At 62.7% G+C, this 12,417-nt stretch carries 11 protein-coding genes; 1 reads left to right on the top strand and 10 read right to left on the bottom strand.

Annotated elements, in window-relative coordinates; all coding sequences use genetic code 11:
• Positions 1-241 precede the first annotated feature (241 nt).
• Positions 242-727, top strand: coding sequence for a DciA family protein (locus tag KHO23_RS19785; protein ID WP_211612953.1), 486 nt, complete (start codon positions 242-244; stop codon positions 725-727).
• Between the two features lie 80 nt (positions 728-807).
• On the opposite strand, the gene lpxC is transcribed toward KHO23_RS19785, so the two are convergent.
• From lpxC to murD, 10 genes are all read right to left on the bottom strand, one after another.
• Positions 808-1,725: a UDP-3-O-acyl-N-acetylglucosamine deacetylase gene (gene lpxC / locus KHO23_RS19780; protein WP_211612952.1), complete on the bottom strand. Its 918-nt coding sequence runs from the start codon at positions 1,723-1,725 to the stop codon at positions 808-810.
• A gap of 289 nt (positions 1,726-2,014) precedes the next feature.
• The gene (locus KHO23_RS19775; RefSeq protein ID WP_074282120.1) at positions 2,015-2,518 is read right to left on the bottom strand and encodes a peroxiredoxin; all 504 of its coding nucleotides are present in this window, start codon (positions 2,516-2,518) and stop codon (positions 2,015-2,017) included.
• A 259-nt stretch (positions 2,519-2,777) separates the two neighbouring features.
• Complete coding sequence (gene ftsZ / locus KHO23_RS19770) at positions 2,778-3,980, bottom strand: cell division protein FtsZ (protein ID WP_211612951.1); 1,203 nt, start codon at positions 3,978-3,980, stop codon at positions 2,778-2,780.
• A gap of 121 nt (positions 3,981-4,101) precedes the next feature.
• Positions 4,102-5,334: a cell division protein FtsA gene (ftsA, locus tag KHO23_RS19765; RefSeq protein WP_007180311.1), complete on the bottom strand. Its 1,233-nt coding sequence runs from the start codon at positions 5,332-5,334 to the stop codon at positions 4,102-4,104.
• A gap of 27 nt (positions 5,335-5,361) precedes the next feature.
• Complete coding sequence (locus tag KHO23_RS19760; protein ID WP_211612950.1) at positions 5,362-6,114, bottom strand: cell division protein FtsQ/DivIB; 753 nt, start codon at positions 6,112-6,114, stop codon at positions 5,362-5,364.
• A 35-nt stretch (positions 6,115-6,149) separates the two neighbouring features.
• Complete coding sequence (locus tag KHO23_RS19755) at positions 6,150-7,091, bottom strand: D-alanine--D-alanine ligase (RefSeq protein WP_211612949.1); 942 nt, start codon at positions 7,089-7,091, stop codon at positions 6,150-6,152.
• A 5-nt stretch (positions 7,092-7,096) separates the two neighbouring features.
• Positions 7,097-8,500 (bottom strand): UDP-N-acetylmuramate--L-alanine ligase, encoded by a 1,404-nt coding sequence (gene murC / locus KHO23_RS19750; RefSeq protein WP_211612948.1) that lies wholly within the window; start codon positions 8,498-8,500, stop codon positions 7,097-7,099.
• Positions 8,497-9,615, bottom strand: a complete 1,119-nt coding sequence (gene murG / locus KHO23_RS19745; RefSeq protein WP_211612947.1) for an undecaprenyldiphospho-muramoylpentapeptide beta-N-acetylglucosaminyltransferase — start codon at positions 9,613-9,615, stop codon at positions 8,497-8,499. Before murG ends, murC begins: the two co-directional genes overlap by 4 nt.
• Positions 9,612-10,889, bottom strand: a complete 1,278-nt coding sequence (gene ftsW / locus KHO23_RS19740) for a putative lipid II flippase FtsW (protein ID WP_211612946.1) — start codon at positions 10,887-10,889, stop codon at positions 9,612-9,614. The genes murG and ftsW overlap by 4 nt, the downstream gene beginning before the upstream one ends.
• Positions 10,886-12,400 carry a UDP-N-acetylmuramoyl-L-alanine--D-glutamate ligase gene (murD, locus tag KHO23_RS19735; RefSeq protein WP_211612945.1) on the bottom strand — a complete coding sequence of 505 codons (1,515 nt, stop codon included), beginning with the start codon at positions 12,398-12,400 and terminating at the stop codon, positions 10,886-10,888. The genes ftsW and murD overlap by 4 nt, the downstream gene beginning before the upstream one ends.
• Positions 12,401-12,417: the final 17 nt, after the last annotated feature.

Raw genomic sequence — 12,417 nt, 5'->3', positions numbered from 1 at the left:
CGTGCACGTGCGCTCCGGGGTCGGAAGGGCCTCGGCGGCTTAGTCCAAGAGTGAATTCGAATCGGGCATTTTAGCACGCGCCCCCGCCCGCGCCTGTGTCAGCAGTGCGACGGCGGCAAGGCACAGGACGCCCGCCGCAGCGACCTCCGACAGTACACGTTGAGGCGGTTCCTCGTGCATCCCGCGCGGTACAATCGCGGCGTGAGCGTACATCGGGTACGACACGCCGTCACAATCAAACATGAGCCGTTTTTCGTCCTTTTCAAGGCCGCCGCCCCAGCAGTTCAAAGCGCGCCGCCCGCAGCCAGTCGCCGAAGTGCTGAATCGCACCGACGCGTTCGTGGCCCTGCGCGCGGGCGTCGAGCAGATTGCGGCGCTGGAAAAGGATTTGCGCCAGCTGCTGCCGGACTATCTGGCAACAAGCGTGGAACCGAGCTTCATCAAGGAAGGCGTGCTGGCCCTGTTTGCCGGGCATAACGCACTGGCCGCCCGCCTGCGCCAGATTGAGCCGCGGTTATTGTCGGATCTGCAGCAGCGCGGCTGGCCGGTCAATGCGCTGCGGATTCGCGTACGGCCGCAGCCCCTGAAGGAGCCGCCACCCGTCAAGCAGGCGCGCATGACGCCGGTCGGCGCGGACGCGCTGCACGCGCTCTCCGAATCGCTCGCGCCCTCGCCGCTGCAGGAAGCATTGGCGAAAATGGCGGCGCGACATCGGAGAAATCGCTGAACAAAAAATAAGCGGCCCATCTGGGCCGCTTATTTTTCATCCATTTGCTTCGGAAATTTCATCCGAAGCGGCTACGCACATTACGCAAACGCCGTCTGCGTTTCGTACGCAAAGCCGCGCGGTGCCTTCTGCGTGTCGTCGAACGTGACGACTTCGTACGAATCCTCGTGTGCAAGCAACTCGCGCAGCAGCGCGTTGTTCAGACCGTGGCCCGACTTGTACGCCGTGTACGAAGCCAGCAACGGATGGCCGACCACGTACAGATCGCCGATCGCGTCGAGCATCTTGTGCTTCACGAATTCGTCGTCGTAACGCAGTCCGTCGTTGTTCAGAATGCGGTACTCGTCCAGCACGATGGCGTTATCCATGCTGCCGCCGCGCGCCAAACCGAGTTCGCGCATCATTTCCACTTCATGCGCAAAGCCGAACGTACGCGCACGGGCGATTTCCCGCACATACGAGGTATTGGCGAAATCCACTTCCAGCGCCTGGCCGGTTTTATCCACAGCCGGGTGACGGAAATCGATGGTGAATTTGAGCTTGAAACCGAAATACGGATCGAGACGAGCGAACTTATCGCCGTCACGAATCTCCACGGGCTTGGTGACCTTGATGAATTTCTTCGCTGCGCCCTGCTCTTCAATGCCAGCCGACTGGATCAGAAACACGAATGAACCCGCACTGCCGTCCATGATCGGAATTTCTTCAGCCGTGACGTCGATATAAAGGTTATCGATGCCGAGGCCTGCGCATGCGGACATCAAATGCTCGATGGTCGACACGCGCGCGCCGTCTTTCTGCAACACGGAAGCCAGGCGCGTATCGCCAATCGCCATTGCCGACGCGGGAATATCCACCGGCGTGGGCAAATCCACGCGCGAAAACACGATGCCGGTGTTTGCCGCCGCCGGGCGGAGTGTCAGTTCGACTTTGCGGCCGGAGTGCAGGCCGATGCCGACTGTCTTGACGATTGATTTGATAGTGCGCTGCTTCAGCATGGTGATCTTCTATTCGATTGAAAATCCCAATCGGGACTTTTTATTCCATAGCGCGAATTATACTCCAATACCCTAAGAAGCGTCGTTGCACGGAACGTATCAATCTGTTTCGGTGCATTACCCACTAAGCGCCCGTCAGGGAAGCGTGACGGGCCGATGTCCGGAACGGAGGCGTTTCCGGTCATCGGCCCGCGTAACGGCCTGTCACAAAAGCGTCTTATACGCCGTTGCCCTGATACAACGCGATACCCGCGCAGGCTCGGGGCGAAAGCATAGAACGCAAGCGTAACTAGCTCAACGTAGCGAGGATACTCCCTGCATCGCTGACTTCGAATTTGCCGGCAGCCTCGACGTTCAACGTCTTGACCACGCCGTCGTCGACAACCATCGCGTAGCGCTGGGAACGGATTCCCATGCCGCGCGCCGACAAATCCTGCTCAAGACCGAGCGCCCGCGTGAAAGCCGCACTGCCATCCGCCATCATGCGCACCTTGCCCGAGGCGTGCTGATCGCGTCCCCACGCGCCCATTACGAACGCGTCGTTGACGGACACACACCAGATCTCGTCGATACCGAGCGCGCGCAACTGCTCGGCGTGCTCGACGTAACCCGGTACATGTTTGGCCGAACAGGTCGGCGTGAAGGCACCCGGCAACCCGAAGATCACCACGCGCTTACCCGCCGTCTGCTCACGCACGTCGAAGCTGTTAGGCCCCAGCGTGCAACCCGCCCGCGCGTCTTCAACGAATTCGAAGAGCGTCGCGTCGGGCAGCTTCTCACCTGTTTGAATCATGCTCAGTCCTTTGCATCGATGCGAAGCACGCTCGCACGTTGTCGTGTCGCAGTGAATTCAGCGTTTGCCCAACAAGGGCTTCGCCACCCGGCGACAGTTGCCCCATCCGCTTCGCGAATCCGAAGAGGGTACTTGTCCTTGCCGCGAATCTGACGATACGCGACTTGTTCGCCGGTCACTCGCCACGCTCGTGCATTCGTCCGCCGGCGCTGCACTGCTTGACAACCCGCAGCGCGGCAACGAAAGCCTGCTCGTGCGCTCAGTCCGCCTGCTTGCGCAGGAATGCCGGAATGTCGTACGTATCGACGCCCTTTTCCTGCAGCGCCTGCACGTGCGAAGCGGCCGTATCGCGCGAGGTGCGCCACACAGCCGGCGTGTCCAGCGCGCCGTAATCGGCCGTGCTTGCATGCGAGGACGCCCCTGCGTAAGCAGCGTGCTGCATCGTGCTGATCGGCTGGTTGTCGGTGCCGGTGCGCAGCAGCGTCATCGGTGCCGATTGCTGCTTCTTCGCCGCACGGCCCAGACCCGTTGCCACGACCGTCACGCGCAGCGCGTCGCCCATTGCATCGTCGTACACCGCGCCGAAGATCACCGTTGCGTCTTCTGCCGCATAGCTCTTGATGGTGTTCATCACTTCGCGCGTTTCCGACAGACGCAGCGAACGGCTCGACGTGATGTTGACCAGCACGCCACGCGCGCCCGACAGATCCACCCCTTCCAGCAGCGGGCTGGCCACAGCCTGCTCAGCCGCCAGACGTGCGCGATCGACGCCGGCAACGGTCGCCGTGCCCATCATCGCCTTGCCCTGCTCGCCCATCACCGTCTTCACGTCTTCAAAGTCGACGTTCACCAGACCGTCGACATTGATGATTTCCGCGATGCCGGCAACTGCGTTGTTCAGAACGTCGTCTGCGCACTGGAAGCACTTGTCCATCTCGGCGTCATCGCCCATCACCTCGAACAGCTTGTCGTTCAGAACGACGATCAGCGAGTCGACGTGATCCTCCAGTTGCTGCGATCCCGCTTCTGCGACGCGCATCCGCTTGCCGCCTTCGAATTCGAACGGCTTGCTGACCACGCCAACAGTCAAGATACCCATTTCCTTGGCGATCTGCGCGACCACGGGTGCTGCGCCCGTACCCGTGCCACCACCCATACCAGCGGTGATGAACACCATGTGCGCGCCACGCAGTGCGTCGGCGATGCGCTCACGTGCTTCTTCTGCTGCCGCGCGGCCCATTTCCGGCTTGGCGCCAGCGCCAAGACCCGTGTTGCCGAGCTGGATCACCGCAGAAGCGCGCGAACGTGACAGAGCCTGCGCGTCCGTGTTCATCACGATGAAGTCGACGCCTTGCACGCCTTTGTTGATCATGTGCTGAACGGCATTGCCGCCAGCGCCACCTACTCCGATCACCTTGATGATGGTGCCGTTCGTTTCGGTTTCCAGCATCTGGAATTCCATGTTGCCTCCGTCAAGATAAAAAATTACAGCCACTCGGCCGTTATTCGGCAGGAGATCGGGCAACCCCCTGTCGCGCGCCAGCCGCCGGCACCAGCGCGAGTTTTCATAAAAAGCGAATTCGTTAGAAGTTGCCGAGGAACCAGTCTTTCATTCGCGTGAAGACCTGGCCCATCGACCCCGACTGCACTGCGACCTTGCGGCCGCGCATCCGTTGCGAGCGTCCTTCGACGAGCAGGCCCATCGCCGTCGAATAACGCGGGTTACGCACGACATCGGCGAGACCGCCCGCATATTCCGGCACGCCAATGCGCACCGGCTTCAGGAAAATGTCCTCGCCGAGTTCGACCATGCCGAGCATCATCGACGCGCCGCCGGTCAGCACCACGCCGGAGCTCAGCAGTTCCTCGTAACCCGACTCGCGCACCACCTGCTGCACGAGCGAAAACAGTTCTTCGACACGCGGCTCGACCACCGCCGCCAATGCCTGGCGCGACAGCGTGCGCGGCCCGCGCTCGCCGAGACCCGGCACTTCGATCATTTCGTCCGGATCGGCGAGAGCCTGCTTCGCAATGCCGTAGTCGACCTTGATGTCTTCCGCGTCCGGCGTCGGCGTGCGCAGCGCCATCGCGATGTCGCTGGTGATCTGGTCGCCGGCAATCGGAATCACCGCCGTGTGGCGAATCGCACCTTCACTGAAAATCGCGATATCCGTCGTGCCGCCGCCGATATCGACCAGCACCACGCCGAGTTCCTTTTCGTCTTCCGTCAGCACCGCCAGCGACGAAGCGAGCGGCTGCAGGATCAGATCGTTCACTTCGAGCCCGCAGCGGCGCACGCACTTCACGATGTTCTGCGCCGCGCTCACCGCACCGGTGACGATATGCACCTTCACTTCCAGACGGATGCCGCTCATGCCGATCGGCTCGCGCACATCTTCCTGGCCGTCGATGATGAATTCCTGCGTCAGGATGTGCAGCACCTGCTGATCGGTCGGGATGTTGATCGCCTTCGCCGTCTCGATCACGCGCGCGACGTCCGTCTGCGTGACTTCCTTTTCCTTGATTGCCACCATGCCGCTCGAATTGAAGCTGCGGATATGGCTGCCGGCGATCCCGGTAAATACGTTCGTGATCTTGCAGTCGGCCATCAGCTCGGCTTCTTCGAGCGCGCGCTGAATGGACTGCACGGTGGCCTCGATGTTCACCACCACGCCCTTCTTGAGCCCCTTCGATTCGCTCTGGCCGAGGCCGATCACCTCGTAGTGACCCTCGCCCTTCAACTCGGCGACGATAGCCACTACCTTCGACGTCCCAATGTCGAGGGCGACCAGCAGATCTTTATAGTCTTTACTCATAGCGTGCTCATTGCGTGTGATGTCCGTTTACTTCTTGCCCTTGTCGGGTTCGCTGATAAAGCGCATGCCAGCGGCACGAATCGCGAAACCGTTCGGATAGCGCAAGTCCGCATACTCGATATCCTTTCCCCAACGTTGCGTCACTGCGTTCCACGCCGCGGTCAGGCGGCGGCTCCGATCGAGCAGTGTGTCCTGATTGCGTTCGCGCCCAAGTTCCACCTGCATGCCGTTCGACAGCTTCACCGTCCACGCGTAACGCGGCGACAGCGTGACTTCTTCGGGCGTTGCGCCCAACGGCGCAAACCATTTCTTGAAGTCGCTATACCGCGCGACGACTTCTTTGGCCGTACCGTCCGGGCCGTCGAACGCGGGTAGCTCGTCTTCAAGCTCACCCTGGTTAGCGGTGAACAGATCGCCGTCCACGCTCACCAGCTGATCGCTGCCCCACGTCCCAAGCGGTTTGTACTCTTCAAGCGTGACAGCCAGTGCATTCGGCCAGACCCGCCGTACGCTCGCGTGACGTACCCACGGCATCTGCTCGAACGCCTGCCGTGCAACGTCCAGATCCACCGTAAAAAAGTTGCCCTTCAACCGCCCTACTACGCCGGCGCGCACCGTCGGTGAATTGATGTGCTCGGTATCGCCGTCGATCTGGATTTCGCGCAGCGCGAAATTCGGACGCTGGATCAGCCAGTAACCGCCAGCCGCCAGCAGCACGAGCACCAGCACCGCATGCAATGCGTTGGCGGCGAGATTGAGCTGGCGAACGTTGTTCCACATGGTGTTGCTTTCGGGTTGCCCCGGTTAGTCCTTTGTTAGTCCTTAAGCGTCAGCGCCAACACGCCGACAACCAGTTCCTGATAGCTGATGCCCACCGCGCGCGCCGCTTTCGGCGGCAGCGAGTGATCGGTCATGCCAGGCGCCGTGTTCACTTCCAGGAAGTACGGATTGCCGTCGGCGTCGAGCATGAAATCTGCGCGGCCCCAATCGGTGCAACCGAGTACGTCGAACGCGCGGCGCGCCAGCACTTTCAGACGCTTCTCTTCGTCAGCGGCAAGGCCGCACGGAATCAGATACTGCGTGTCGTTGGCGATGTACTTCGCGTGGTAGTCGTAAAACTCGCCGGCCGGCACGATGCGGATCACCGGCAGATCCAGATCGCCCGCGATGCATGCCGTGTATTCGCCGCCACCTTCAATGCTCTTTTCCACCACGACGATCTTGTCGTACTTGACCGCTTCGAGCAGCGCTGCCGGCAATGCGTCGGCGCTTTTCACCTTGATCACCGCGACGCTCGAACCTTCGCTGGCCGGCTTCACGAACAGCGGCAAGCCGAGCTTCGCGACGATGTCTTTCGCACGCGCTTCGTAGTCGTCGCCGCGCAGCACGGCTTCGAACGGCGGCGTCGGAATGCCGAGTTGCTGCCACACGAGCTTGGTGCGGAACTTGTCCAGACCGAGCGCCGAGCCGAGCACGCCGCTGCCGGTATATCGGATGCCGTAGAAATCCAGCGCGCCCTGAATCTGGCCGTTCTCGCCGTAGCCGCCATGCAGCGCGTTGAACGCGCGCACAAAGCCTTCGTCCTTCAACGCGGCGAGCGGACGCTCGGCCGGGTCGAACGGATGCGCGTCGATACCGGCGTCGCGCAGACCTTGCAGCACGAGGCGGCCGGAATTGAGCGACACCTCGCGCTCGGCGGAGTCCCCACCGAGCAGCACTGCCACTTTGCCGAATTGTTTAGGGTCGATACCGCTCATTTCACTCACACCTTCGTTTCTTGCGCGAGGCGTCCCGGCACACCGCCGATCGAACCCGCGCCCATCGTGATCACCACATCGCCGTCGCGCACCACTGCTGAGAGCGCGTCCGGCACCTCATCCACCGTATCGACAAATACCGGTTCGACCTTGCCCACCACGCGCAGCGCGCGCGCCAACGCGCGGCCATCCGCGGCGACAATCGGCGCTTCGCCAGCCGAATAGACTTCCGTCAGCACGAGTGCGTCGACGGTCGACAGCACCTTCACAAAATCTTCGAAGCAATCGCGCGTGCGTGTGAAGCGGTGCGGCTGGAATGCCAGCACCAGACGCCGCCCAGGAAATGCGCCGCGCGCCGCCGCCACCGTTGCCGCCATTTCGACCGGGTGATGGCCGTAGTCGTCGACCAGCGTGTACGCGCCGGCCGCTTTACCTTCCGACACGACAGGCACTTCGCCGTAGCGCTGGAAGCGTCGGCCCACGCCGTTGAAATCCGCCAGCGCTCGCTGGATATCGGCATCTTTCACTTCAAGTTCAGTCGCAATTGCGATTGCGGCCAACGCGTTCTGCACGTTGTGCTCGCCAGGCAGGTTCAAAACGATGTCGATCGGCGCCGCGTCTTCGCGCATTGCCGTGAAATGCATCTTGCCGCCGCGCGCTTCGACGTTGACCGCGCGCACCTGGGCATCCGGCGCAAAACCGTAACGGATAATCGGCTTCGACACGAACGGCAGGATCTCTTTCACGTTCGGATCGTCGACGCACAGCACCGCGATTCCATAGAACGGCAGACGATGCGTGAATTCAATAAACGCCTGCTTGAGCCGCGCGAAGTCGTGGCCGTAGGTGTCCATATGATCGGCGTCGATGTTCGTGATGACTTCGATCACCGGGAACAGATTCAGGAACGACGCATCCGACTCGTCCGCTTCGGCGACGATGAAGTCGCCCGTACCGAGACGCGCATTCGCGCCCGCGCTGATCAGACGGCCGCCAATCACGAACGTCGGATCGAGCCCGCCCGCTGCCAGCACGCTCGCCACCAGCGAGGTGGTGGTGGTCTTGCCGTGTGTGCCGGCAATCGCGATGCCCTGCTTCAGGCGCATCAGTTCCGCGAGCATCACCGCGCGCGGCACGATCGGAATGCGGCGATGACGCGCGGCCAGCACTTCCGGGTTGTCGCTGCGCACTGCGGTGGAAACGACCACGGCATTCGCACCTTCGATGTTCTCCGCCGCGTGACCGATCGCGATCCGCGCGCCAAGTGCGGCAAGCCGATCAGTCACGGCGTTGCTCGTCAGGTCCGAGCCGCTCACCTGATAGCCGAGGTTGACCAGCACCTCCGCGATGCCGCTCATGCCGACACCGCCGATGCCGACAAAGTGAATATGTTTGACGATGTGTTTCATTGCTTTCCTTCTGGGCTCGCGCCCGAAATCGAACCCGCCACAGTCGCGCAAATCTTCGCGACCTGTTCCGTGGCGTCGGGTTTCGCGAGCGAGCGCGAACGCTCTGCCATCTCTGCGAGGGTCTCTCGCGTCTGGCTGCGCAACCAGTCGGCGAGCATTTCCGCCGACAGATCGCGTTGCTGCACGACCAGCGCCGCGCCGTTATCGGCGAGGAACGCTGCATTAGTGGTTTGGTGATCGTCTACTGCAAATGGGAACGGCACGAAGAACGCCGCCACCCCTACCGCTGAAATCTCCGACACGGTCATCGCACCCGAACGGCAGATCACCAGATCCGCGTTCGCGTACGCGCTCGTCATGTCGTCGATGAACGGCACGAGCTCGGCATCGGCGCCCGCTTGCAGGCCCGCCGCCGCGTAGTTTTCACGCAGCGCTTCGATATGCTTCGCGCCCGCCTGATGCACGATGCGCGGACGTTCATTCGGCGCCAGCAGCGCAACCGCGCGCGGCACCACTTCATTCAATGCCGCCGCGCCCAGACTGCCGCCCACCACCAGCAGATTCAGCGGACCGCTGCGCGCTGCGTAGCGTGCTTTGGGTGCAATTGCGCGCGCAAGTTCCGCACGAATTGGGTTTCCGGTCCATTCGCCGTGCGGCAGCGCATTCGGGAATGCAACCAGCACGCGTTTGGCGACTTTTGCGAGCACCTTGTTGGCGAGACCCGCGATCGAATTCTGTTCATGCAGCACGAGCGGACGGCCGCTCAGCGCTGTCATCAAACCCGCCGGGAACGTGATGTAACCGCCCATGCCGAGCACGACGTCAGGCTTCACGCGACGCAGCACGCTCAAACTCTGCGAGCAGGCCCGCAGCAGATTCAGCGGCAACATCAGCTTGGTCTTCAGGCCCTTGCCGCGCAGTCCGCCGAAACGCACGTATTCCATCGGGATGCCGTGCTTCGGCACCAGCGTGGCTTCCATGCCTGCGGGATTGCCGAGCCATACGACCTTCCAGCCCCACGCCTGCATCAGGTGCGCGACCGCGAGCCCCGGGAACACGTGTCCTCCGGTGCCACCGGCCATCACCATCAGCGTGCGTTGCGGCACAGCGGTCATACTTTGCCCCCGCGCATGAGTACCCGATTCTCGTAGTCCACACGCATCAGTACGGCCACCGCGACACAATTCAGCACGATGCCCGACCCGCCGTAGCTGACGAGCGGCAATGTGAGACCTTTGGTCGGCAGCAAGCCAAGATTCACGCCCATGTTGATGAAGGTCTGCGCGCCGAACCAGATGCCGATGCCCTTTGCCACCAGACCCGCGAACGTGCGGTCGAGTGCGAGTGCCTGACGGCCGATCTCGAACGAGCGGCGCACGATCCAGTAGAACATCAGGATCACGACGAGCACGCCGACAAAGCCGAGCTCCTCGCCAATCACCGCGAGGATGAAGTCGGTATGCGCTTCCGGCAGATAGTTGAGCTTCTCGACGCTGCCGCCCAAACCCACGCCAAACCACTCGCCGCGCCCGAAAGCGATCAGCGAGTGCGTCAATTGATACGCCTTGCCCTGCGCGTAGCGGTCGTCCCACGGATCGAGGTAGGCGAAGATCCGCTCACGACGCCACGGCGACGCCCACACCAGCAAGCTGAACGTGCCGACCGCGGTGGCCACCAGGCCACCGAACAGCTTGCCGTTCACGCCGCCGAGGAACAGCACGCCCATCGCGATCGCTGCGATCACCATGAACGCGCCCATGTCCGGCTCGAGCAGCAGCAACGCGCCGACGAGACCCACCGCCACCGCCATCGGCAGAAAGCCCTTGGCGAAGCTGTGCATGTATTCCTGCTTGCGCACCGTGTAGTTCGCCGCGTAAATCGTCACGGCCAGCTTCATGATTTCCGACGGCTGCATGTTCGTGATGCCGAGTGGAATCCAGCGACGCGCACCGTTCACGCCCTTACCGACGTGCGGGATCAGCACGATCACCAGCGCGACCAGCGAAATCAGGAAGAGCTTCGGCGCGTACTTATCCCACGTCGAGATCGGGATGCGGAACGATACGACGCCAATCACCGAGCCCATCACCACAAAAATGGTCTGGCGCACGAGGAATGCGTAATCGCGGTACGACGCGTACTTCGGCGAATCGGGCATCGCGATCGACGCCGAATACACCATCACGACGCCGAGGCCGAGCAACGCCACGACCACCCACAGCAGCGAGTGATCGTAGTCGAGCATCCGCGAGCGCAGCGGACGCACGCCATTCACGGCGCTCGCGAGGCCACTGCCGCCGGTGCGGGAGGTGCGACCCGCGCTGCCCGAATCGCCATCGCCGGCGCGGGAGCCGGCAAGGCGCGAACCGAAGCGTTCCGACCAGCTCATATCATCGTCCCCCGTTCGGCTGCGATGTCTTCCACCGTACTGCGGAACACCGCCGCGCGATGTGCGTAACCCTTGAACATGTCGAAGCTCGCGCAAGCCGGCGACAGCAGCACCGCGTCCCCGGGTTGTGCCAATGCTGTGGCGGCCCGCGTCGCTTCTTCGAGCGTCGCGTGGTCGGTCATCGCAATGCCGGTGTCCTCCAGCGCCGCGCGAATCTGCGGTGCGTCGCGGCCGATCAGCATCACGGCGCGGCACCACCGCATCACCGGTGCGGCGAGCGGTTCGAAGTCCTGGCCCTTGCCGTCGCCGCCGGCGATCAGCACCGCACGTTGCGCGAGACCGTCGAGCGCGGCAACCGTCGCGCCGACATTGGTGCCCTTGCTGTCGTCGACGTAATCGACGCCTTCAATCGACGCGATCAATTCCACGCGATGCGGCTCGCCATGGTATTCGCGCAGGCCGTGCAGGAGCGGCGCGCCAGGCAGGCCGATCGCGCGCGCCAGTGCATACGCCGCCAATGCGTTTGCGGCGTTGTGCAGGCCGCGAATGCGCAGTGCGTCCGCGGGCATCAGGCGTTTGAGCGCGATGTTCTTCGGTGTTGCCACTTCGTTCTTGCGACGGCGTGTCGGCGCAGGCTCGTCGCTGGCGTCACGATCGTGCGCTTCGACCAGCCAGATCATGCCGTTGTCGCGCAGCAGACCATAGTCGCCGTCGTTCTTCGGCTCGGTCACGCCGAAGGTGATCACCGCGGCATCAGCGTCAGTCGAAGGCACGAGCGCCATCACGCGCGAGTCGTCGCGGTTCAGCACGCGCACGGTTTGTGGTCCGAAGATGCGTCCCTTCGCGGCGGCGTAGGCATCGAGGCCGCCATGCCAATCCAGATGATCCTGCGTGATGTTCAGCACAACGGCTGCATCCGGAGAAAACGTGTGAGCGGTTTCCAGCTGGAAGCTCGACAGTTCGAGCACCCACACATCGGGCAACGCGGTGTGGTCGATCGCTTCGCTGAGCTTGTCCAGTGCGGCCGGGCTGATGTTGCCCGCCACCGCGACCTTCTTGCCGGCGCGTTCGCACAGCAGGCCGGTGAGGCTCGTCGTCGTAGTCTTGCCGTTGGTGCCGGTGATCGCGATCACCTTCGGCGCGTAGCCGCTTTCTCCGAGCGTCTTCAACGCTTGCGCGAAGAATTCGAGCTCGCCCCACACGGGGATGGCCTGCTCACTCGCCGCCGAGATCAGCGGCAGCAAGTCGGCGGCGAGCGGCGACAAACCCGGGCTGATCGCCACGAGTTCGACACCTTCAAGCAACGAGAGCGAGAACGGGCCGCCGACAAACTCGGCATCGACGCCGTGCGCTTCCATTGCGGACAGATTCGGTGGGACCTCGCGCGTATCGGCCACACGCAGCCGACAGCCGTGCCGCGCGCACCAGCGCGCCATCGCGAGACCGGATTCACCGAGTCCCAGCACGAGCACCATCGGCTTTTGCCGATCCCGAAACTTCTCGCCAAACATCGCCTGCTTCCCCTAAA

It is taken from the genome of Paraburkholderia haematera (genome assembly GCF_905220975.1).
Lineage (GTDB): Bacteria > Pseudomonadota > Gammaproteobacteria > Burkholderiales > Burkholderiaceae > Paraburkholderia > Paraburkholderia haematera.
Note: the sequence above shows the minus strand (reverse complement) of the source record. Positions and strands in the feature narration are given on the sequence as shown.